This is a genomic window from Paeniroseomonas aquatica (genome assembly GCF_030409335.1).
Lineage (GTDB): Bacteria > Pseudomonadota > Alphaproteobacteria > Acetobacterales > Acetobacteraceae > Belnapia > Belnapia aquatica.
Map to the genome: position 1 here is coordinate 1 of NZ_JAUFPN010000171.1, position 20,183 is coordinate 20,183.

Annotated in this window: 21 protein-coding genes; 13 read left to right on the forward strand and 8 right to left on the reverse strand. The window is 73.3% G+C overall.

Annotated elements, in window-relative coordinates:
- On the reverse strand, positions 1 to 1,564 hold a 1,564-nt coding region (locus tag QWZ14_RS18485), incomplete at its 3' end, for a polysaccharide biosynthesis/export family protein (protein WP_290318283.1).
- A gap of 109 nt (positions 1,565 to 1,673) precedes the next feature.
- Between QWZ14_RS18485 and QWZ14_RS18490 the strand changes: the two genes are divergently transcribed.
- The 6 genes from QWZ14_RS18490 to QWZ14_RS18515 all read left to right on the forward strand — a co-directional run bounded on the left by QWZ14_RS18490 (position 1,674) and on the right by QWZ14_RS18515 (position 7,330).
- Positions 1,674 to 3,380, forward strand: a complete 1,707-nt coding sequence (locus tag QWZ14_RS18490; protein WP_290318284.1) for a heparinase II/III family protein — start codon at positions 1,674 to 1,676, stop codon at positions 3,378 to 3,380.
- 42 nt (positions 3,381 to 3,422) lie between these two features.
- Positions 3,423 to 4,316 (forward strand): hypothetical protein, encoded by an 894-nt coding sequence (locus QWZ14_RS18495; protein WP_290318285.1) that lies wholly within the window; start codon positions 3,423 to 3,425, stop codon positions 4,314 to 4,316.
- Entirely contained in the window at positions 4,313 to 5,542 is a 1,230-nt protein-coding gene (locus QWZ14_RS18500) for an O-antigen ligase family protein (RefSeq protein WP_290318286.1), read from the forward strand. Before QWZ14_RS18495 ends, QWZ14_RS18500 begins: the two co-directional genes overlap by 4 nt.
- Complete coding sequence (locus tag QWZ14_RS18505) at positions 5,535 to 6,176, forward strand: sugar transferase (protein ID WP_290318287.1); 642 nt, start codon at positions 5,535 to 5,537, stop codon at positions 6,174 to 6,176. Before QWZ14_RS18500 ends, QWZ14_RS18505 begins: the two co-directional genes overlap by 8 nt.
- Positions 6,176 to 6,670, forward strand: a complete 495-nt coding sequence (locus tag QWZ14_RS18510; RefSeq protein ID WP_290318288.1) for a GlcG/HbpS family heme-binding protein — start codon at positions 6,176 to 6,178, stop codon at positions 6,668 to 6,670. The genes QWZ14_RS18505 and QWZ14_RS18510 overlap by 1 nt, the downstream gene beginning before the upstream one ends.
- A 210-nt stretch (positions 6,671 to 6,880) precedes the next feature.
- The gene (locus QWZ14_RS18515; protein ID WP_290318289.1) at positions 6,881 to 7,330 is read left to right on the forward strand and encodes a MarR family winged helix-turn-helix transcriptional regulator; all 450 of its coding nucleotides are present in this window, start codon (positions 6,881 to 6,883) and stop codon (positions 7,328 to 7,330) included.
- A 115-nt stretch (positions 7,331 to 7,445) separates the two neighbouring features.
- Here QWZ14_RS18515 and QWZ14_RS18520 read toward each other — a convergent pair whose 3' ends face one another.
- The 5 genes from QWZ14_RS18520 to msrA form a co-directional block, all read right to left on the reverse strand.
- Positions 7,446 to 8,378 (reverse strand): sterol desaturase family protein, encoded by a 933-nt coding sequence (locus QWZ14_RS18520; RefSeq protein WP_290318290.1) that lies wholly within the window; start codon positions 8,376 to 8,378, stop codon positions 7,446 to 7,448.
- Positions 8,375 to 9,127 carry a polysaccharide deacetylase family protein gene (locus QWZ14_RS18525; protein ID WP_290318291.1) on the reverse strand — a complete coding sequence of 251 codons (753 nt, stop codon included), beginning with the start codon at positions 9,125 to 9,127 and terminating at the stop codon, positions 8,375 to 8,377. Before QWZ14_RS18525 ends, QWZ14_RS18520 begins: the two co-directional genes overlap by 4 nt.
- Positions 9,124 to 10,395 carry a YncE family protein gene (locus QWZ14_RS18530; RefSeq protein ID WP_290318292.1) on the reverse strand — a complete coding sequence of 424 codons (1,272 nt, stop codon included), beginning with the start codon at positions 10,393 to 10,395 and terminating at the stop codon, positions 9,124 to 9,126. The genes QWZ14_RS18525 and QWZ14_RS18530 overlap by 4 nt, the downstream gene beginning before the upstream one ends.
- Positions 10,396 to 10,464: 69 nt before the next feature.
- Complete coding sequence (gene msrB, locus QWZ14_RS18535) at positions 10,465 to 10,893, reverse strand: peptide-methionine (R)-S-oxide reductase MsrB (RefSeq protein ID WP_290318293.1); 429 nt, start codon at positions 10,891 to 10,893, stop codon at positions 10,465 to 10,467.
- 12 nt (positions 10,894 to 10,905) lie between these two features.
- A complete protein-coding gene (gene msrA, locus QWZ14_RS18540) occupies positions 10,906 to 11,460 on the reverse strand; it encodes a peptide-methionine (S)-S-oxide reductase MsrA (protein ID WP_290318294.1) in 555 nt (184 codons plus the stop codon).
- 166 nt (positions 11,461 to 11,626) lie between these two features.
- Here msrA and QWZ14_RS18545 point away from each other — a divergent pair, with 166 nt between their 5' ends.
- The gene (locus QWZ14_RS18545; protein ID WP_290318295.1) at positions 11,627 to 12,568 is read left to right on the forward strand and encodes a glycosyltransferase family A protein; all 942 of its coding nucleotides are present in this window, start codon (positions 11,627 to 11,629) and stop codon (positions 12,566 to 12,568) included.
- A 15-nt stretch (positions 12,569 to 12,583) separates the two neighbouring features.
- Here QWZ14_RS18545 and QWZ14_RS18550 read toward each other — a convergent pair whose 3' ends face one another.
- Positions 12,584 to 13,264 carry an aspartate/glutamate racemase family protein gene (locus QWZ14_RS18550; protein WP_290318296.1) on the reverse strand — a complete coding sequence of 227 codons (681 nt, stop codon included), beginning with the start codon at positions 13,262 to 13,264 and terminating at the stop codon, positions 12,584 to 12,586.
- Between the two features lie 68 nt (positions 13,265 to 13,332).
- Positions 13,333 to 13,842 carry a ferritin-like domain-containing protein gene (locus QWZ14_RS18555; protein ID WP_290318297.1) on the reverse strand — a complete coding sequence of 170 codons (510 nt, stop codon included), beginning with the start codon at positions 13,840 to 13,842 and terminating at the stop codon, positions 13,333 to 13,335.
- A gap of 441 nt (positions 13,843 to 14,283) precedes the next feature.
- Between QWZ14_RS18555 and QWZ14_RS18560 the strand changes: the two genes are divergently transcribed.
- The 6 genes from QWZ14_RS18560 to mtnA all read left to right on the forward strand — a co-directional run bounded on the left by QWZ14_RS18560 (position 14,284) and on the right by mtnA (position 20,149).
- Complete coding sequence (locus QWZ14_RS18560; RefSeq protein ID WP_290318298.1) at positions 14,284 to 14,778, forward strand: DUF983 domain-containing protein; 495 nt, start codon at positions 14,284 to 14,286, stop codon at positions 14,776 to 14,778.
- On the forward strand, positions 14,771 to 15,289 hold the full coding sequence (locus QWZ14_RS18565; protein WP_290318300.1) for a UPF0262 family protein: 519 nt from the start codon (positions 14,771 to 14,773) through the stop codon (positions 15,287 to 15,289). Before QWZ14_RS18560 ends, QWZ14_RS18565 begins: the two co-directional genes overlap by 8 nt.
- 200 nt (positions 15,290 to 15,489) lie before the next feature.
- On the forward strand, positions 15,490 to 17,673 hold the full coding sequence (locus tag QWZ14_RS18570) for a TonB-dependent siderophore receptor (RefSeq protein WP_290318301.1): 2,184 nt from the start codon (positions 15,490 to 15,492) through the stop codon (positions 17,671 to 17,673).
- 5 nt (positions 17,674 to 17,678) lie between these two features.
- On the forward strand, positions 17,679 to 18,800 hold the full coding sequence (locus QWZ14_RS18575; protein ID WP_290318302.1) for a PepSY-associated TM helix domain-containing protein: 1,122 nt from the start codon (positions 17,679 to 17,681) through the stop codon (positions 18,798 to 18,800).
- The gene (locus QWZ14_RS18580) at positions 18,797 to 18,982 is read left to right on the forward strand and encodes a hypothetical protein (protein ID WP_290318303.1); all 186 of its coding nucleotides are present in this window, start codon (positions 18,797 to 18,799) and stop codon (positions 18,980 to 18,982) included. Before QWZ14_RS18575 ends, QWZ14_RS18580 begins: the two co-directional genes overlap by 4 nt.
- An 81-nt stretch (positions 18,983 to 19,063) precedes the next feature.
- Positions 19,064 to 20,149, forward strand: coding sequence for an S-methyl-5-thioribose-1-phosphate isomerase (gene mtnA, locus QWZ14_RS18585; RefSeq protein ID WP_290318304.1), 1,086 nt, complete (start codon positions 19,064 to 19,066; stop codon positions 20,147 to 20,149).
- Positions 20,150 to 20,183 lie beyond the last annotated feature (34 nt).

Consider the following 20,183-nt stretch of genomic DNA (forward strand, 5'->3'; position numbering starts at 1 on the left):
CGGCCAGCGCCTGCCCCGGCATGCCGGCGATCGCCGGCAGGGCGGGCTGCGGCGCCCCCGGCAGGGGCGCATCGCCGCGGAGCGCCTGCTGCACGGTCGGGCTGGCGAGGAAGAGCACGTCGCCGAGGCCGAGCAGGATCACCTCGTCCCCCTCCGCCAGCGGCAGGTCCGCCTGGCCCTGCAGCACGCGGCCGAGGTCGAAGGGGATGAACCGCCGGGCCCGGGTCCGCGCATCGGTCCGCCAGACCAGGCCGAGCCGCACGTAGGGATCCGGCTTCACCAGCCGCGGGTCGGCCAGCAGCCCGCGCAGGCTCTGGCCCCGGCCGCCGGCGGCGCGGACCAGCGGCGCCCCGACATGCCCGGCCAGGCGGATCTGCTGCGCCAGCACGTCCGAGCCGGGCTGCACCACCAGCGCATCGCCGCGGCGCAGCGCGTCGCGCGCCCCGATCTCGCGCCAGCTCCGGCGGCCCTCGGCATCCGTGGTCTGCAGCAGGAAGCGGTTGCCGGCCGGCCGCAGCGGCTCGCCGGCCAGCCGCAGCAGGGTGGCCAGCGGCGCCTGGGCGGCGCCGGCCGGCAGCTCGTAGATGCCCGGGCGCATCACCTCCCCGCCCACCGCGACCACGCTGCCGAGCGGCGGCACCAGGATGCGCTCGCCCTCGCGCAGGCGCAGGTCCGGCGCTTCGCCCTCGCCGGCCAGGACGGGATAGAGGTCGATGGTCCGCCGCCCCTGCGGCCCCTCGATGCGGATGGCCCGCAGGCTGCCGGTCCGCTTCACCCCGCCGGCCGCCATGAGCGCATCCAGCACGCTGGCCATGGCGGTGAGCTGCTGCAGCCCGGGGCGCAATACCTCCCCGCCGACGAAGATGCCGGTCTGGCGCACTTGGCCGATCGAGAGGAAGACCTGCGAGCCGCCGAGCTCCCGCGCCGCGCGGCCCTCGAGGTCGGCGCGCAGGTCGCGCAGGGTGCGGCCCGCCGCCGGGATCGGCGCCAGGTCCGGCAGCAGCAGCATGCCGTCGCGGCCGATGCGCAGGCTGAGCGTCTGCCGGGCGCGGCCGCGGAAGGCGAGCACCACCTCGTCGTCGCGGCCCAGCAGGTAGTCGTCGGGCAGGGTGCCGAAGCCCGGGACCGGCAGGGGAGCGCCGGGCTGGCTGCGCAGGCTCTCGACGCCGAACAGGCGGAGCGGCGCCTCCGGCGGTCGGGGCGTCGCGCTGCTGCCGGCGGCGCGGGACGGGTCCGGGCTGCCGGCCCGGGCGGCGAAGAAGGCCTCGGCCGGGGAGAGCGGCTCCTCGGGCGTCGGGGCCGGCAGGGGAACCTGGGCGGCGGGCGCCCAGCCGGGCGGGGCGGGAGCGGCGGGCTGCGGGCCCGGCGGGCGCTGCGCCCCGGCGTCGAGGATGCGCTGCAGGATGTCCTGCTGGGCCTCGGCCGGCAGGCCCGGCAGCGGCTGGCCGCCCGGCAGGCGCCCCGGCAGCGCCGGCGGCAGCAGATAGCCGCCGCCGGTCGCGGCCCCGCCGGCGGGGCCGGTCTGGGCCTGCAGTGGCGCTGCCGCCGCAAGCCACAGCAGCAAGGCCGCAGGCAGGTGGCGCAGGAGGAATCGGCCAGCGTCTTGCGTGTGAATGGGACCCTGCCTGATCGCGGCTTGATTGAATGAATAATCAAACCAAATCGAAGCTGCAATGGAATACCCCGCACGATGGTTCCGGATTGCCGACGCGGCCTGCCGGCTGGGGCCGCGACCGGTCCTGCTCGCCGCCTGGCACCGCGGCCCGGTCGCCCGCCGCCGCGCCCTGCGCGCCCTGGCGGATGCACCCCCTCCCCACGGACCCTGGTGGCCGTCGCAGGCCCCGCCACCGCCGCCCGGCCTGCCGGCCGCGCACCGGGCCGCGGTGCTCGCCCGGGCGGCCGCGCTGGCCGAGGCCGGGCGGGACTGGCACGGTCCCTTCCCCGCCGCCCCGCATGCCCTCTCGCTCGACCTCTTCGCCGCGGGCGACATCCGCCCGGTCTGGGAGCGCAACCGCTGGGCCGAGCTGCCGCTGCTGGCCCAGGCCGCCCGGCTGGAGCCGGCCGGCGGCTGGTCGCATCGCGCCGCCGGCTTCCTGGCGGACTGGGCGGCGGCCAATCCGGCCTTCCACGGGCCCAATTGGGCCTGCGCGCAGGAAGCGGCGCTGCGGGCGCTGCATCTCGCCCTGGCGCTGGCGCTGCTCGGGGCCGCGCCGCCGCCGGGGGCGCGGGGACTGCTGGCGCTGCATGGGCGGCGGATCGCCGCCACCCCGGCCTATGCCCTGGCCCAGGACAACAACCACGCCATCTCCGAGCCCGCCGGGCTGCTGGCCTGCGGCCTGCTGCTGCGGGATGCCGGCTGGGTCGCCACCGGCGAGGCCCGGCTCGCCGCCGCCCGCCGCCGGCTGATCGCCGCCGATGGCGGCTTCGCCCAGCTCTCCACCGGCTATCACCGCCTGCTGCTGGACGTGCTGGCGCTGGCCGAATGGCTGCGCCGGCGGCACGGGCTGCCCGCCACCGGGGAAGCCGCCGCCGTCCGCTGGCTGCACCGGCTGGTCGACCCCGCCACCGGCGCCATGCCGCGGCTCGGCCATCAGGATGGCTCCGCCTTTGCCGACCTGGCCCTGGCCGGCCCGGCCGATGCCCGGCCGAGCCTGGAGCGGGCCGCCCGGCTGCTGGCCGGCGCCGGCACCACGCCCGACCCCGGCTGCGCCTGGCTCGGCCTGGCCGCCGCCCCGGCCCTGCCGCCGCCGGAGCCGGCCTGGGTCGCGGGCGGCCTGCGCGGCTGGCAGGCCGGCGGGGCGCGCGGCGTGCTCCGTATCGGCCCGCTCCGCTTCCGCCCGGGCCATGCCGACCTGCTGCACTTCGACCTCTGGGACGGGCCGCGCAACCTGCTCCGGGACGGCGGCACCGGCGCCTACAATCCCTGGCACGTGGCGCTTGCCGGCACCGCGGGCCACAACACGGTGGAGTTCGATGGCCGCGGGCAGATGCCGGCCGTCTCCCGGTTCCTCTTCGCCCGCTGGCCGCGGGGCGGGCCGCTGCCCGACGGCGGCTGGATCCGCGACCACCGCGGCAACCGGCACGAGCGCCGGGTCACGCCCGCGGGCCGGCTCTGGCGGATCGAGGATCGCCTCGCCGGCCCCTGGCAGCGCGCGGCGCTGCGCTGGCGGCTCGCCCCGGGGCCCTGGCGGCTGACCGCCGATGGCGCCTCGGGGCCCTTCGCCCGGCTGCGGATTGCCGCCGATGGACCGGTGACGCTGGCGCTGGAGGCTGGCGAGGAAAGCCTGGCCTATGGCGTCTGCACTTCTGTGCCGGTGCTGGTCGCCCGGGTCGACCGGCCGGTGTGCCGGCTGACAACCCTCGTCATTTTGCCGGATTGATTTGATATTGTATTGATATCGCACCGGATCCTAGAATGCCGCATGCCGCTCCATCAACTGCTGCGCGGGATCTGGCTGCGGCGTTGGTCCATGCTCCTGGCCACCGCACTGATCCTGGTGCCCGGCGCGACCTTGGTGATGGAATGGCCGCGGCACTACCTCGCCCAGGCCATGGTCGCCCCGGCCGAGACCACCGGCGTCGCCACCTCCACCCTCATCTCGCCGATGCCGCTGGTCCAGGGCGGCCTGCTGGACAACCGCGCCAGCGGCAATTTCGGCATCTACCTCGATGCGCTGCGGGCGCCCGAGGCCGCCGCCATGCTGGCGCGCGAGACCGGGCTGCTCGCCCATCTCACTGCCCTGCGGGCGGCCGGGCCGCTCGGCGCGCTGCGCCGGGCGCTGCGCTGGCGGATCGAGGCCGACCTCGACGATGCCGAGTCCTGGCTGGAGAACGCCTTCAGCGCCACCCAGGGCATCGCCACCGCCACCGTCACCCTGACCCTGGAACACCGCGACCGCGCCGCCGCGCTGGATGCCCTGCGGCGCCTGCATGCCCTGGCCGAGGCCAAGGTCCGCGCCGACCTGCAGCAGCAGACCCGCGGGCGCCTGGCGGCGATCGAGGCCCGCCTCGCCGCCGAGCCCGACCTCTACCAGCGCGCCGCCCTGTTCGAGCTGCTGGGCGCGCAGCAGCGGATCGCCCTGGTGCTCGCGGCGGATGAGGCGGTGGCGGCGCGCATGGTCTCCGCCCCGATGGTCGAGCTCAGGCCCTCGCTGCCCAATCGCCCGCTGCTGCTGCTGCTGCTGGCGCTGGTCGCGCCGCTGGCCGCGGCCCTCGGCACCGCCTGCCTGGTGCTGCTGCGGGCGCCGGGCCGGCGCCGAACCCCGCAGCTGGAACTGGAGCTCGGGCCCGGCCGCTACGGCGTCGGCGCCGAATGAGCCCGGCAGGGGCGGCGCCGCTGGCGGCTGGCGCCTTCGCCGCGGCCCTGCAATTCGCCGGGGCGCTGAAGTCCCTGCCCGGCTTCGCCGCCCTGCCGGTCGACCTCACCCTGCTGGCGGCGCTGCCGCTGCTGCCCCTGCTCCTGCTGCTGCTGCTGCTGCGCGACTGGGAGGTGGGCCGGGGCATCGCCCTGCCGCTGCTCGGCGTCGCGGGCCTGCTGGTCTGGCTGGTGCTGGCCGGGACCTGGAGCGGCTCGCGCCTGGTGCTGGCGGAGAAGCTGCCGCAGGTGGTGCTGCTGGGACCGGCCATGCTGCTCGCCGGGCTGGTGGTGGGGGGCGACGGGCCGACCCTGCGGCGCTTCGCCGAGGCCGTCATCGGCATCGGGCTGCTGGTCGGGGCCGGCATCGCCTGGGGCCTGGCGACGGATCAGGTGGTGCTCGGCGGTGCGGTCGGCGCCGACCCGGCACGGATCCGGGTGCAGTACCAGCTGGCCGGGCTTGCCATCGCCTGCGCCGGCGGCCTGGCGGCGCTGCGCCTGATCCAGGCCCGCGGCTGGGCGAGGCCGGCCTGGGCGCTGCTGCTGCTGGCGCTGGCCACCGCCTCGCTGGTGCCGGGCGGCCGGGCCGCGGCGCTGGGCCTCGGCCTCGGCGTCGGCGCCGCCCCGGCGCTGCGCCTCTGGCTGGAGGGACGCCGGGGGGCGGCATTCGGCTGGCTGGCCGCCGTCGTGCTGGCGGGCGGCGGCGGCCTGCTGCTGCTGCTGGAGGCCCCCTGGGCCGACCCGGGCGAGGCGGCGGCGCTCCGCACCCTCGACCGCCTCTTCGGCGACCCGACGGATGCGACGCCGGCGCGGGTGATCCTCTGGGCGGCGGCGCTGGACTGGGCCGGGCGCGCCGCGCCCTTCGGCCTCGGCACCGGCGGCTTCACCCTGGCCGCCGGCAGCGGCGACGACCGGGCCCTGCATCCGCACAACCATGCGCTGGAGGTGCTGGTAGAGGCCGGGCTTCCCGGCCTGGCCCTCTGGCTGCTGGCCTTCGGCGGCGCGGTGGTGCTGGCCCTGGCGCGGGCCGCGCGGGTGGCGCCCGCCCGGGCCGCGCGGATCGCGGCGCTGACCTTGCCGGTCGCCCTGACCGCCATGGTCTCGACCGACCTCGGCAACCGCATGGTCTGGTTCGCCCTGGGCTTGCTGCTCTCGCTGGCGGTGGAAGCGCGGCCCCGGCATGACTGACCGCCGGGGCCTCTACGCGCGCGGCGGCAAGCGGCTGTTCGACCTGCTGGGCGCCGCCGTGCTGCTGGTGCTGCTGGCCCCGCTGCTGGCGCTGGCGGCCGGGGCGGTGCTGGCCACGCTCGGCCGGCCGGTGCTGTTCCGCCAGGAACGGGCCGGACGCGGCGGCCAGGGCTTCACCCTGCTGAAGTTCCGCAGCATGCGGGACGGGCCCGGCTCCGATGCCGAACGGCTGTCGGGCTTCGGCCGGCGGCTGCGGGCCAGCGCGGTGGACGAGCTGCCGCAGCTGCTGAACGTGCTGCGGGGCGAGATGAGCCTGGTCGGACCGAGGCCCCTGCCCCTCGCCTATGTGGCGCTCTACAGCCCGGCCCAGGCGGCGCGGCTGCGGGTTCGGCCGGGGCTGGCCGGCCTGGCCCAGGCGGCCGGGCGCAATGCGGTGCCCTGGCGCACCCGGCTGGCGCTGGATGCGTGGTATGCCCGCCGCCCCAGCTTCGGCCGGGACCTCTGGCTGCTGGGCCGCTGCCTCCTGCTGGTGGTCCGCGGCATCGGCGCCACCGGCATCGCCACGCCACCCTGCCGGTCTTCCGCGGCGCGGCCGAATGGACCAGACTCGCCCCCAAACGCGGGGAGCGCATGATGTCCGAGGATTACTACGTCATCCGGATCAAGGCCGAGCTCGCCCTGGTCGGGGCCGAGCGCATCATGGAGGAATGCCTGAAGGCCGGGGCCGCGGCACGGCTGCTGCCGCTGACCGTCGCGGTGCTGGATGCCGGCGGCCACCTCATCGCCTTCAAGCGGCAGGACGGCAGCGGCATCGCCCGCGGCGACATCGCCCTGGGCAAGGCCTGGGGAGCGCTGGGGATGGGCATCTCGTCGCGGACCATCCGCGACCGGCTGCGGGAGCGCCCGGCCTTCCAATCGGCCATCGCCAGCGCGACGGGCGGCCGCTTCATCCCGGTCCCCGGCGGGGTGCTCATCCTGGATGCGGCGGGGGAGGCCATCGGCGCCGTCGGCATCAGCGGCGATGCCTCGGACAAGGACGAATACGCCGCCGTCACGGGCGCGAAGGCGGCCGGCTTCGCCACCCATCCGGCCGCCCCGGCGCCCAATTGGCGGGATGCCGGGCTGTAGCGCCACCGCGGCAGGCTTGGGGGGGGGCCCATGGCCACGCCTGGACCAGCCGCCTTCCACCTCCAGGGGCAGCGGGACCTTATCCCCGGAACAATATGAAACGGCACTTATGTTTTGATCGGACTATTTTATCGGAATTGCCGGCAGTCAATTGATATCCTGCCGGAAGTTTCGATAAGATGTTCCGGTGGTGACATGAAAGAGCCGCCCTTGCCCGACCGGGTCCGCTTCATCGACGACTACCTGCTCTATCTGCTGGCCCGGGCGTCGCACCAGATAGCGAGCGAGTTCTACGACCAGCTGCGGCGGCGGGGCATCAGCATCCCGGTGTGGCGGGTCCTCGGCGGGCTGCTCGGCAGCGACGGCGAGACCGTGACCGGCCTGGCGGAGACCTGCCTGCTGCAGCAGCCGACCATGACCAAGCTGCTCGACCGCATGGTGCGGGACGGCCTGGTGAAACGCGTCCCCGACCAGCGGGACCGCCGGGTGGTCCGGGTGGTGCTGACCCAGCGCGGCGTGGCGCTCGCCGAGGAACTGGCCGTTGCCGCCCGCCAGCACGAAACGGAGGTGATCGCCCGGCACCCGGATGGCGATGCCATAGCCATCAAGGCCTTGCTCCGCGCTATACTCGAACGCCACGGACCGAAACGCCGGGGCTGAACCACCATGCCGCCCATGTGGGTGCTGCAACGAATCCTTCTGGCGCTGCTGGTGGTCTCCGCCGTGGTGCAGGTGCTGCGGCTGAGCCTGGGCGGCCCTTAGAGCGAACGCCGCTCTAGCGGCCGCGCAGCGCCGAGGCCATGCCGCGCAGCCCCATCCATTGCTGCCGCAGCCAGCCGCCGGAGGCCAGCCCCTCGGCGGCGCCCGGGACGCCGGTCCGGGGATAGGCATCCCGCCGCCAGTCCGCCGTCCCGAAGACCCAGTCCCAGACCGGCAGCAGCACGGCGTAGTTCTTCCCCGTCGCCCCGGCCGAAAGCTCCCCGTGGTGCAGCCGGTGGAAGCGCGGCGAGACCAGCAGACGCTCCCCCACCCGACCGAAGCTGAGCCGGACATTGGCATGGGACAGGCTCTCGCCCAGCCGCAGCAGCAGGACGATGATGGGGAACTGGCCGGGCGGCACGCCGATCAGCAGGGCGATCCCGCCGAACCACAGCGCCGCCAGGACGTCGTCGAGCACGTGGTTGCGGTCGTCGGTCCAGAAGGTCATCTGCCGCTGCGCGTGATGGATGGCATGCAGCGCCCACCACCAGCGCAAGCCATGCTGCGCCCGGTGCCGCCAGTACTCGCCGAAATCGAGCACGACCACATAGACCGCCAGCGCCAGCAGGGGCGAGGCACGCAGCGCCGGGAAAAGCTCCTCGAGGGTCGGCGGCAGCATCCCGGCCTCGGTCAGCCAGCCCTCCCAGCGGGACTGCAGCGAGGCCAGCAGCACGAAGGCCAGCAGCGGCAGGATGCCGAGCCGCGCGAGGAAGGTGTAGACCATGTCGGTCCGCACCGCCCGCGGATGGGCGACCGGCTCCACCGGCCGCCAGGCCTCGAGCGGCCGGCAGACGGCATAGACCACGCCGATGGTCAGCAGCCCGAACAGGCCGAAATCCAGCCAGCCATAGGCATCCTCGGCCCAGTCCATCAGCCCGAGGGCATACATCGCCGGCTGGATCAGGCTCTCGAATAGCCAGCCGGTGAAGCCGGCGTAGAGCGCGGTCATGCCTTCCCTGCCGCGGGCAGGGGGGCGAAGCAGAAGCCGCGCGCCTGCAGCCCGCCGATCACCTCGTCCAGCACCGCGGCGAAGGGTTCCCGCCGGCTGCGCACGCCCCAGTGCAGCACCACCACCTCCCCGTCCCGGGTCTCGGCGATGGCACGGCGGGCCAGGGCGGCATTGGGATGCCGGTCGCTGTCCAGCTCATCCCCCCAAAAGCCATACGCGGTCCAGCCCTGGTGCCGCAGCCCGCAGGCAGCGGCGAGGGCCAGCGCGTTGGGCGTGGTGACGCCGCCCGGCGCGCGCCACAGCGGCAGCACCTGCGCCGCCGGGGCCAGCTGCCGCAGCCGCTCGAACGGCCGCTGCAACTCGGCGCAGAGCCCGCGCTGGTCCAGCACCGCGCTGCCCTGGCCCTGGCGGGAGGCGTAGCGGACCCGCCCCGCGGCCGGGTCGGCGCGGAAGTACCAATGCCGCCAGGTATGGCTGGCGAAGGCATGGCCTTCCTCGGCGCGGGCCCGCCAGAAGGGCGCCCAGCTGTCGTCGAGCGTCCGGTCGCCGCGCCAGGTCGGCTCATCCGCCAGGAACAGCGTGGCGCGGACGCCGCGACGGCGCAGCACCCCGGCGATCTGCTCCGCCTCCCGGCTCCAGCCGGTGTCGATGGTGAGGTAGACGGTGCCCCGGCAGCCAGGGGAGACCGGCTGGGCCGCCGCCGCCAGCGGCAGCCCGGCCATGCCGGCCAGCAGGGTGCGGCGCTTCATCGCGGCATCCAGCGGCGCCACCAGGGGAGTGCGTCCGCCGCCGGACGATCGGCGACCGGGCGGACCGCATCCGGCACCAGCGGCGGCGGCGGCTGGGGCTGCGATACCGGCTGGGCCTGCACCACGGGGGGCAGTGCCGCCGGGGCCGAGGCCTGCACCTCCGGCGGTGCCCGCGTCGGAACGGGCGGTGCCGTGGCCGGCGGCTGCGGCAGATCCTCGGGCTGGATGGCCCGGCTGGCGACCGCGGGCGGCGCCGCCGGTCCCATGACTTCGGGCGCCGGCGGCAGCGGCAGGCGCCGCGGCTGCACGAAGACCCCGTGCGGGGACCGGCCGACCGGGATGGTCACCGCCTCCCCGGTCGCCGGATCGACCTGGGCGACCCGGGCGATCCAGCGCAGCGTCACCCACATCTTGCCATCGGGGTCGAAGGCGATGCAGTCCGGGCCGCCGGGGATGTCCCAGCGGGCCGTGACCTCCAGCGTCTCCGGGTCGAGCACCGAGATCCGGCTGTCCACCCGGCTGGTGACATAGAGCGCCCGGCCGTCCGGGGCGGGGAAGATGGTATGGGCGCCGCGGCCCAGGAAGACGGTGCGCTCCACCCGGCCATCGGCGGGATTGACCACGGCGATGTGGTCCGAGCCCATGATCCCGACCAGCAGCCTGCCTCGGTGCCAGATGACGCCGGCGGGCTGGGAGCCGACCTCGGCGGTCCAGGTCGGCTTGCGCTCCGCCAGGTCGATGGCCATCAATCCCTTGGCGCCCTGCAGGGTGACGTAGGCGAAGCGGCTGTCGGGCGAGAAGGCCAGGTGGCTCGGCTTGTCCGGCACCCGCAGCCGGGCGAGCAGCGTCCGGGTGGCGGCGTCGTAGATGTCGACCTGGTCCCGGCGCAGGCTGGTCACCACCAGGAAGCGGCCGTCCGGGCTGTATTCCATGTGGTAGGGGTTGCTGAATTTCTCGCGCCGCTTCACCTCGCCGCTGGCCGGGTCGATGAAGATCAGCTCGTTGGCGCCGGAATCGCCGACCACCAGCTCCGAGCGGTCGGGCGTCAGCAGCAGGTGGTGCACCTCCCGCAGCACCGGGATGCGCCGCACCTCCTCCCGGGTCGTGCTGTCCACTAGGCTGATGGATGCGTCGGCGGAGTTCAGCACATAGATGATATCGGCCCGCGCCGGCCCCGGCAGGGCGCTGCCGAGCGCGACCAGCCAGGGCAGCAGCAGGCCGCTCAGGCCGAGGCGGGAGACGCGGGTGGCCGCGGACAAGTGCCGCATGATGACGGACTTCCAGAGTTCGCCCGGAGAATTCTGCCCCGCGCTCCGATTTGGCAAGACGCGTTTTGTTCAACCCTGGCTGGGTTCGAACCGCATGGCTGCGCCATTCATGCAGTAGCGCTGGCCGGTCGGCTTCGGCCCATCCGGGAAGACATGGCCGAGGTGTCCGCCGCACCGGGCGCAATGCACCTCGGTCCGGGTCATGAAGAAGCTGCGGTCGGTGGTGGTGCCGACGCCGCCCTCGATCGGGGCGAAGAAGCTGGGCCAGCCGGTGCCGCTCTCGAACTTGGTCCCGGCGTCGAACAGGGCGGTGCCGCAGCCGGCGCAGGTGAAGGTGCCGGGGCGCTTCTCGGCATTCAGCGGGCTGGTGCCGGGGCGCTCGGTGCCGTGCTCGCGCAGCACCTTGTAGGCTTCGGGCGGCAAGGTCGCGCGCCACTCGGCGGCGGATTTCTGCACCGGATAGGTCTCCGGCGGGGCTTCCTTGGTGAATAGGGCCATCTCGGTCTGTCCTCAGGCGGCCGGCCGCTTCAGGCGGTCGGCATAGGTTTTGCGGAATTTGGCGACCTTGGGGGCGATCACCACGCGGCAATAGCCGCTCCAGGGGGCGCGGGCGAAGTAGTCCTGATGCTCCGCCTCGCCGGACCAGAAGCGTTCCAGCGGCTCCACCTCGGTGACCAGCGGGGCGCCCCAGATGCCGGCGGCGGTCACCTCGGCCATGACCTCGGCCGCGACCCGGGCCTGCTCCGGCGAGTGGGTCAGGATGATCGAGCGGTACTGCGGCCCGACGTCGGCGCCCTGGCGATCCTTGGTGGTCGGGTCGTGGATGGTGAAGAAGACCCGCAGCAGGTCGGCGTAGCCGATCTCGGCCGGGTCGAAGGTGACCTGCACGACTTCCGCATGGCCGGTCCGCTTGCCGCAGACTTCCTCGTAGCTCGGGTTCTCGGTATGCCCGCCGGCATAGCCCGAGACGACGCGGGCGACGCCCCGCAGGTCGCGGTAGACTGCGTCCAGGCACCAGAAGCATCCGCCGCCCAAGGTCGCCAATTCCGTTGCCGATCCGCTCATGCCGTTGTCTCCTGTCCGTTGCCCCCAAGATAGGATGCCGCGGCGATGGATGCAGTGGGGGCGTCGCATTCAGTCACGGCCCTGCGCCTGCCGCCGCCCGGTCGCAATTCGCCAAGATCACGGCGGTATCATCCCTGCCCGCCTGCCAGCCGACCCGGAGTCACCGATGCCCACCGCCGCCGCCCCGCTCGTCGCTGCCCGCGACTGGAGCATCGTCGTCCTCGCCCGCGGCGAGGCCGCCACACTGGCCCGCTGCCTGGACGCGATCGGGCTCGCCGCCGCCGGCCATGACGCCCAGGTCACCGTGCTGCTGAACGGCCCGGCCGGCGCCGGCATCGCCGCGGCGGAGCGCTTCGCCGCCGGCGGCGGGCCGCGGCTTCGGCTGTTCCATATCCCGCATGCGGACCGGGCCAATGCCTGGAACCAGTATGTCCATGGCCTGCGGCCCGAGGCCGCGATGCACGTCTTCACCGATGCCCATGCCGCCGTGACCCCCGGCACCCTGCGCTCCCTGGCCGCCGCCCTGGCCGAGGATCCGTCGGCGGAGGCGGCCACCGCGCTGCCCTCGACCGGCCGCCACGCCGCCGCGATGCGCGCCCGGCTGCGCTCGGGCGGCGCCCTGCATGGCTCGCTGCATGCGCTGCGGGGCCGCTTCCTGGAGGATCTGGCCCGCCGGGGCCTGCGGCTCCCGGTGGGGCTGGGGGAGATCCATCCGGTCATCGCCGGGCTGCTGGGCGACCGCATCGTGGTGGCGGAGGAAGCAAGCTGGCGGGTCGCGCCACTGGCCCGGCTCAGCCCGGAGGGCCTGCGCCGCGCCTGGCGGCGGGGCATCCGCCAGGCCCGCGCCCAGATCGAGGCCGAGGCCCTGGCGGCAGCCGGCACGCTGCCCGAATTCGCCGCGCCGCTGCTGCAGGACTGGCTGAACCGGCATCCGCCGGGGGCGCCCGGGCTCCTTCCCTGGCTGGCCCGCCGCCGCATCGCCCGCGAGACTATTCCGCAGGCGGAGAGCCTACTGCCGTGGCGGCTGGCGCTCGCGGACCCGGCCATGGACGCACCGCCGGTGGCGCCGCTGCGTCCGGCGGATCGGCGGATGCCCGGGCTGCCCTAGGCACTGGGCGACGCCTCAGGCGTCGAGCATGGCCGGCAGGGCGGCCGGGTCGGCCAGCGCCCGCAGCGCCATGGCGCCGGCGGCGTGACAGGGCTCGATGACCGGCAGGCCGCTTGCCGCCGCAGCGGCCGCGGCATGCCCGGCGAGGCCGGTGCAGCCCAGGATGATGACCTCGGCCCCGGACGCGGCCAGGGCCCGCGCCACCGCCTGGATGCGGGCCTGGGCCGCAGCGGCGTCGGAGGTGCCCGGCGGCGCGGTCAGCACCTCCATCGGCAGGTCGAGCGGCGCCCAGGCAGCCAAGCTGGCCTCGACCCCCATGGCCTGGAGGATCCGGCGCTGCCGTGCCTCGCTGGCCGCGACGAAGCCCATGACGCCCAGACGCGGCGCGGCGGCGAGCGCGGTGGCGACGGCGCAGCGGAACATGCCGAGCACCGGGCAGGGGGTAGCGGTGCGAATGGCCTCCAGCCCCGGATCGGAGACGCAGGCGATGACATAGGCCGGGGCCGCCTCGGCCTCGACCATCCGGCAGAGCGGCTCGGCGACCTGGAACCAGTCGCGCCAGCCGACGATGGCGGGCGGGCCTTCCGCCAGCCGGGTGACGCGGAACCGCGGCCCGAGCGGGGCCAGGGCGGCGGCGATGCCCTCGGTGCAGGGGATGGAGCGGTTCGGGTTGATCACGAGGATGCGGTCGGACATGGCGGCAGCCTTGCCCGGCCGCGTCGTGGCAGCAAGTGGGCCGGACGCGCCGGCCCGCCCGCTGCCGGTCAGATGCCGGACTTCTGGCCGCTGGTCTCGAGGGCGATGTACTTCTGCACCGTGGCCGGCAGGTTCTGGCCGATCCATTCCGCCATCTGGACCTCCTCCTGCAGGCTCTGCTCCAGCAAGGGAACGCCTGCCTGATCCCCGGCGGCCTTCGCCATCTCGAGCAGGCCGCGGTAGGACGCAATCTCGAAATGCTCGAAGGCGTAGTTGGCGAAGGTGTTCTTCAGGATCTCGTCCTGCATCGGCACATGGGCCATGGCAGCGAGGTTGCCCATGAGGCCGGTGCCCAGGTCCTTCAGCGTCGAGTTGCTCGAGCCGAGGCGGTCCAGGATCTGCTCCAGCCGCTGCGACTGCGTGCGGGACTCCTCGATATGCTGCTTCATGCGGCCCAGCATCTCGGGATAGCTGTCGATCCGCTCGACCTGGCGCTCGAGGAGCTGCATTGCCTGCACCTCGAGGGCATGGGCGTTCCGGAGGCCGGCGATGTAGATGTCTTGCACGGATTCAGCCATGGGTGCTTTGCCTTCCTTGACCGGGTATTGCTGCTTTATGAACATGCATGGATGACGGCGGTTGCAGTGCTTCGCCGGCCGTTCCGCCACCGCGATGCCAGGGGATGGGATGGCGGCCGGATGCCTCCCGCCGCATGTTCACCCGTCGCCCCCCCCGGCCGTCACGAGCCCCACGCCGGATGAGCCCCGTGCTGAATGCGGGCCAGCGGGGAACGAGGCGCGGTGCTGAAGCGCTTGAACCTTCCAGGTGGTCGGGCCGATATTGCACTGCACAATGCGACCGCGGCGCTACCGGGACCGACACCCTCTGGGCATTGCCATGGGGCGGCGAGGTCCGGCGGCAGGCCGGGCGCGGGCGGCCGGGGCTCCGGCTGCAGCAAGGCACGGTCGAGGCCGTGACACAACGAGTGCGGCCATGGCCGTGACAGAAGGATTGCCAGAATGTCAGGCCAGACGATACCCCCGGCGACCCCCACCCGTCAGGCGCCGCCGACCGGCGCCGTTGGCGTCGTGGAGAAGGTCAATCCGGTCACCGGGCATGTGCCGGCGCCTTTCTGGACCGCGGTGGGACGCGGCCTCGGCAATCATTGCCCCTACTGCGGCGTGGGCAAGGTCTTCGCCGGGTATCTGAAGATCGTGCCGGAATGCAGCCATTGCGCTGCGCCGCTCGGCCGGCTGCGGGCGGATGATGCGCCGCCCTACTTCACCATCTTCCTGGTCGGCCACGTGCTGGTGCCGCCGGTCTTCTGGATCGAGAAGGCTTATGAGCCGCCAATGTGGCTGCACATGGTGGTTTGGTTGCCCTTGTTCACCATCCTCTGCATGCTGCTGCTCAGGCCCATCAAGGGCGGGGTGGTAGGGTGGATGAGCACGCTGGGAATCGACCAGGAGGTTGCGGCGCCGGCAGCGGTGCGGGTGCCTGACCGGAATGCCTGAACGCGGGCGACGACCGCCGGCCGAGGCTCCGACAGCGGACCCGGCCCTGCGGCGGATCGAGAATATCGTGTTGCCGGATGCGACCGCCCTGCCCTCGGCCTATGCCGAGGCGGACCGGCGGCAGGCGGTGGCCGACCTGCTGATGGGCAACAATTTCGACCCGCTCGGCGTGCCGGGCGGGCCCTTCGTGCTGCACCTCTGCGTCCGCGACGGCCGCCTCGTCTTCGACATCCGCGATCGCCAGGAGGAGCCGGTGCGGGCGGTGGCGCTGGCGCTCGGGCCCTTCCGCCGGCTGATCAAGGACTACCACATGATCGTGGAGAGCCATGAGCAGGCGGTGACCGAGGGCGGCCACGAGGCGCGGATCCAGGCGATCGACATGGGCCGGCGCGGCCTGCACAACGAGGGCGCCGAATTGCTGGTGGCCCGGCTCGAGGGCCGCATCGGCCTCGACTTCGAGACCGCGCGGCGGGTCTTCACCCTGGTCTGCGCCCTGCACCAGCGGATCTAGCGGCCGATCCGCGCCGGGTGGCGCGGATCGCTTTTGCCCCCTGCCTCCCCGGCGCGGCGGCCTTGGTGCCGGCCGCGCGTCGCGGCTCCCCTCCCCCCACCACCTGCGGCACCAGGCCGGCGGCTGCCGTTTGCCTGCCGGCCGGGGGTTGTCGTTATTAAGAATCAATTGCAATTGGCGGCATCAGGAGAATGCCGGTCATGGCCATGCGGAACCTCGACACCACAAGGCGGGTCCTTGCCCGCCGCCTCCGGCTGCTGGCCGCCACCGCCGCACTGGCCTGCCCGGCCGCGGCGCAGACGGCGGGCGACGGCGCCGCCGCGCCGACCGGCGTGGTGGCCCTCCCGGTGCTCGATGTCGACGGCCAGGCGGCCCAGTCCCGCGGCTTCGTCGCCACCGAGGCGAGCAGCGCCAGCAAGACCGCGACGCCGCTGCTGGAGACGCCGCAGGCCATCTCGGTCGTCACCCGCGACGAGCTCGATGCCCGCCAGGCGCAATCCCTCGGCGAGGCGCTGCGCTACACCGCCGGCGTGCGCATGGAGCAGTACGGCCCCGACAACCGCTACGACTGGTTCCAGCTGCGCGGCTTCGCGGCCGATACCAACGCCGTCTTCCTCAACGGGCTGCGCTACCACTTCGGCAACCTGACCGGGATGCTCGAGCCCTATGGGATGGAGCGGATCGAGGTGCTGCGCGGCCCGGCCTCGGTGCTGTACGGCCAGATCGCGCCGGGGGGCCTGGTGAACTTGGTTTCCCGCCGGCCGACGCCGACGCAGCAGAACGAGGTGCGGCTCTCGGCCGGCACCCAGGACCGGCTGCAGGGCGCCTTCACCAGCAGCGGGCCGGTCGACCGCGACGGGGTGTTCTCCTACAGCGTCACCGGCCTCGCCCGCGATTCCGGCACCCAGGTGGATGAGGTCAAGAACGACCGCTACTTCATCGCCCCTGCCCTGACCTGGCGGCCGAGCGCCGATACCCGGCTGACCCTGCTCTCCTACTACCAGCGCGATTCGACCCATGGAGACGAGTTCCTGCCAGCGGTCGGCACCGTCTCCCAGTCGCCCTTCGGCCGCATCCCGACCAACCGTTTCACCGGCAACAAGGACCTCGACCACTACGACCGCACCCAGTACGGGATCGGCACCGAGTTCGAGCACCGCTTCAACACTGTCTTCGCCGTGCGGCAGAACTTCCGCTACGGCCATAGCGACGTGGACTGGTACCAGACCTATGGCATCGGCCTCGCCGCCGACCAGCGCAGCCTGACCCGGTCTGCCTTCCTCGCCGAGAACGTGCTGGACAGCCTGCAGGTGGACAACCAGGCGGAGGCCCGGTTCCGCACCGGGCCGGCGACCCATACCGTGCTGGCCGGCTTCGATTATGCCCATAGCAGCTACGACGCCCGGCTGCGCGGGGCCATGGCCAGCAGCATCGACCTCTACAGCCCGGCCTATAATGGCGCGGCGCCGGCGCTGTCGCCGGTGGCGAATACGCTGCAGACCGCGAATCAGTACGGGCTCTATGCCCAGGACCAGATCCGGCTCGGCCAGCGCTGGGTGGTGAGCCTCGGGCTGCGCTCCGACTGGGTCGGGACCAGTACCGACGACCGGATCAGCCGCACCAGCCAGGCGCAGGACGACCACAAGGTCACCTGGCGGGCCGGGCTGGTCTATCTCGCGGACAATGGCATCGCCCCCTATGCCAGCTACGTGACGTCGTTCCAGCCGCAGATCGGCACCGGCTTCTTCGGCCAGACCTATGTGCCGACCACCGGCGAGCAATTCGAGGTCGGGGTGAAGTACCAGCCGCCGGGGCGGCGCAGCGTCCTGCAGGCGGCGGTCTTCCACCTGACGCAGCAGAACGTGCTGACGACGGACCCGGGCAATGCCCGCAACCAGGTGCAGACCGGCGAGGTCCGCTCCCGCGGGGTGGAGCTGGAAGGCGTCGCCAACCTCGCGCCCGGCTTCAACATGCGCGCGGCCTATACCTACCTCGATGCCGAGGTGACCGAGACGACCATCGCCGCCGAGCGCGGCAAGCGGCCGAACGGCATCCCGACGACGACCGCCGCGGTTTGGGCGGACTACAATTTCGACCGCGAGGCGGGGCGCTTCGCCGGGGTCGGGCTCGGCGGCGGGTTGCGCTTCACTGGCAATACGCCGGCGGGGAATGCTCATGCCCTGGTGGTGCCCTCGGTCACCCTGGTCGATGCGGCGCTGCGCTACGACCTCGGCCGGCTGATGCGCGAATTCCATGGGGCGCAGCTCGCGGTCAATGCCTCCAACCTGTTCGATACCCAGTATGTCGCCAGCTGCGGCAGCGTCGCCTCCTGCTTCTACGGGCTGCGGCGGACGGTGATCGGCACCCTGGCCTATCGGTGGTGAATATGATGAGCGCGACAAGCCTGCGGCGCTGGTCCTGGGTGCATACCTGGTCCAGCCTGGTCTGCACCGCCTTCCTGCTGCTGCTGTGCCTGACCGGCCTGCCGCTGATCTTCCACCATGAGATCGAGGATCTCACCGGCCATGGCGGGCCGCCGCCGATGGCGGCCGGCACGCCGCACACGGACCTCGACCGGGTGGTGGCGACCGGCCTCGCCCGCCGGCCGGGCGAGGTGGTGCAATACCTGATCTGGGACCGGGACGAGCCGGACAGCATCTGGCTCAGCCTGGCGCCGAGCCGCACCGCCCCGGTGTCCGAGCTGCATGGCGTCGTGGTCGATGCCCGCACCGCGCAGGTGCTGGACGAGCCCGGCAAGGGCGAGGGCTTCATGTTCTGGATGTTCCGGCTGCATGTGGACCTCTTCGCCGGGCTGCCGGGCAAGCTCTTCCTCGGCGCCATGGGGCTGCTCTTCGTGGCGGCGATCGTCTCCGGCGTGGTGCTCTACGGGCCCTTCATGCGGAAGCTCGAATTCGGCACGGTGCGGCGGGACCGTTCGCGGCGTCTGCGCTGGCTCGATCTGCACAACCTGCTCGGCGTGGTGACGCTCACCTGGGCGCTGGTGGTCGGCGGCACCGGCGTCATCAATACCCTGGCCGATCTGGTGATCGAGGCCTGGCGGCGCGACCAGCTGGCCGAGATGGTGGCGCCCTATCGCGCGCTGCCGCCGGTCGCCACCTTGGGCTCGGTCGAGCGGGCGGTGGCGGCGGCGCGGGCGGCAGCACCTGGGATGACGCCGTACTTCGTCGCCTATCCCGAGACCAGCTTCAGCAGCGCGCATCACTATGCGGTCTTCATGCGCGGGGTGACGCCGCTGACCAGCCGGCTGCTGACGCCGGCGCTGGTCGATGCCGCGACCGGCGAGGTGACGGCGATGCGGAGCATGCCCTGGTACGCGACGGCGCTGTTCGTCTCGCAGCCGCTGCATTTCGGCGATTATGGCGGGATGCCGCTGAAGATCCTTTGGGCGCTGCTCGACCTCGCCACCATGATCGTGCTGGGCAGCGGCCTGTACCTGTTCGTCGTGCGGCGGCGCGCGGGGCGGCGGGCCGCGATCGCGGCGGCGGAATGAGCGCCGCCCAAAGCCGCAAGGCGGGTTCGACCTGGGCTGCGCCGGGGCTGCTGGCGCTGGCCAGCCTGATCGGTCTGCTGGCCGCGCTGCTCGGCGATGGCGCCTGGGATGTCCTGTCATGGCTGGGCCTGGGGGCGCCGGTCGTGGTCATCGCCCGGATATGGGGCGGGCGGCGCGGTTGAGGGCCAGGCGGCTATCCCCGTGGGGGAGGCTGCGGTATCCCCCAGGCCAAAGCCACCCCGCCCCTTGAAGGTATCCGCGCCATGAAGATCGACGGCACCCCCTATCGCAGCGTCTGGGTGGACCCGGCCGATGGCTGGTCCATCCGCATCTTCGATCAGACCCGGCTGCCCTGGGCGGTGGAGGTCCTGCGCCTCACCACCTGGGAAGCGGCGGCGGAGGCCATCCGCTCCATGCAGGTGCGCGGCGCGCCGCTGATCGGCGCCGTCGCCGCCTATGGCGTGGCGCTGGCGATGCGCTCCGATCCCGCCAGCCTCGACGCGGTGCTGCCGGCCATGGCCGCGACCCGGCCGACCGCCATCAACCTGCGCTGGGCGCTCGACCGGCAGAGGGCCAAGCTGCACAACCTGCCGGTCGAAGCCCGCGCCGCCGCCGCCTATGCCGAGGCGGCCGCCATCGCCGACGACGATGCCGAGACCTGCCGCCGCATCGGCGAGAACGGCCTGCCGCTGCTGGCCGAGGTCGCGGCGCGCAAGGGCCGCGTGAATGTCCTCACCCATTGCAACGCCGGCTGGCTGGCGACGGTGGATTGGGGCACGGCGCTGAGCCCGATCTACCAGGCCCATGATGCCGGCCTCGACGTGCATGTCTGGGTGGACGAGACCCGGCCGCGCAACCAGGGCGCGGCGCTGACCGCCTTCGAGCTGGGTGCGCATGGCGTGGCCCACACGGTCATCGCCGACAATGCCGGCGGCCACCTGATGCAGCACGGCGAGGTCGATCTCTGCATCGTCGGCACCGACCGGGTGACCCGGCAGGGCGACGTGGCCAACAAGATCGGCACCTACCTCAAGGCGCTGGCGGCCCATGACAATGGCATCCCCTTCTGGGTGGCCCTGCCGCATTCGACGCTCGACTGGACGGTGCGGGATGGCGTCGCCGAGATCCCGATCGAGGAGCGCGGCGAGGCGGAGGTGACCGAGCTCACCGGCCGCACCGCCGATGGGCGGATCGAGACCATCCGCGTGGTCGCCGCCGGCAGCCCCGCGGCGAACCCGGCCTTCGACGTGACGCCGGCGCGGCTGGTGACCGGGCTGATCACCGAGCGCGGGCGCTGCGATGCCAGCGAAGGCGGCCTTGCCGCCCTCTATCCCGAGCACGCGACCTAGCCTGGATAATTCGTGAGGCCGACAGCAAGCGTCG

Bases quoted from the DNA above. Each gene is read 5' to 3' on its own strand.
- QWZ14_RS18530 (WP_290318292.1), bottom strand. From the start codon at position 10,395: ATGCGGCACTTGTCCGCGGCCACCCGCGTCTCCCGCCTCGGCCTGAGC.
- QWZ14_RS18520 (WP_290318290.1), bottom strand. From the start codon at position 8,378: ATGACCGCGCTCTACGCCGGCTTCACCGGCTGGCTATTCGAGAGCCTG.
- QWZ14_RS18550 (WP_290318296.1), bottom strand. From the start codon at position 13,264: ATGTCCGACCGCATCCTCGTGATCAACCCGAACCGCTCCATCCCCTGC.
- QWZ14_RS18565 (WP_290318300.1), top strand. From the start codon at position 14,771: ATGCCTGAACGCGGGCGACGACCGCCGGCCGAGGCTCCGACAGCGGAC.
- QWZ14_RS18575 (WP_290318302.1), top strand. From the start codon at position 17,679: ATGAGCGCGACAAGCCTGCGGCGCTGGTCCTGGGTGCATACCTGGTCC.
- QWZ14_RS18580 (WP_290318303.1), top strand. From the start codon at position 18,797: ATGAGCGCCGCCCAAAGCCGCAAGGCGGGTTCGACCTGGGCTGCGCCG.
- QWZ14_RS18490 (WP_290318284.1), top strand. From the start codon at position 1,674: ATGGAATACCCCGCACGATGGTTCCGGATTGCCGACGCGGCCTGCCGG.
- mtnA (WP_290318304.1), top strand. From the start codon at position 19,064: ATGAAGATCGACGGCACCCCCTATCGCAGCGTCTGGGTGGACCCGGCC.
- QWZ14_RS18555 (WP_290318297.1), bottom strand. From the start codon at position 13,842: ATGGCTGAATCCGTGCAAGACATCTACATCGCCGGCCTCCGGAACGCC.
- QWZ14_RS18505 (WP_290318287.1), top strand. From the start codon at position 5,535: ATGACTGACCGCCGGGGCCTCTACGCGCGCGGCGGCAAGCGGCTGTTC.
- msrA (WP_290318294.1), bottom strand. From the start codon at position 11,460: ATGAGCGGATCGGCAACGGAATTGGCGACCTTGGGCGGCGGATGCTTC.
- QWZ14_RS18545 (WP_290318295.1), top strand. From the start codon at position 11,627: ATGCCCACCGCCGCCGCCCCGCTCGTCGCTGCCCGCGACTGGAGCATC.
- QWZ14_RS18525 (WP_290318291.1), bottom strand. From the start codon at position 9,127: ATGAAGCGCCGCACCCTGCTGGCCGGCATGGCCGGGCTGCCGCTGGCG.
- msrB (WP_290318293.1), bottom strand. From the start codon at position 10,893: ATGGCCCTATTCACCAAGGAAGCCCCGCCGGAGACCTATCCGGTGCAG.
- QWZ14_RS18560 (WP_290318298.1), top strand. From the start codon at position 14,284: ATGTCAGGCCAGACGATACCCCCGGCGACCCCCACCCGTCAGGCGCCG.
- QWZ14_RS18570 (WP_290318301.1), top strand. From the start codon at position 15,490: ATGGCCATGCGGAACCTCGACACCACAAGGCGGGTCCTTGCCCGCCGC.
- QWZ14_RS18500 (WP_290318286.1), top strand. From the start codon at position 4,313: ATGAGCCCGGCAGGGGCGGCGCCGCTGGCGGCTGGCGCCTTCGCCGCG.
- QWZ14_RS18510 (WP_290318288.1), top strand. From the start codon at position 6,176: ATGTCCGAGGATTACTACGTCATCCGGATCAAGGCCGAGCTCGCCCTG.
- QWZ14_RS18495 (WP_290318285.1), top strand. From the start codon at position 3,423: ATGCCGCTCCATCAACTGCTGCGCGGGATCTGGCTGCGGCGTTGGTCC.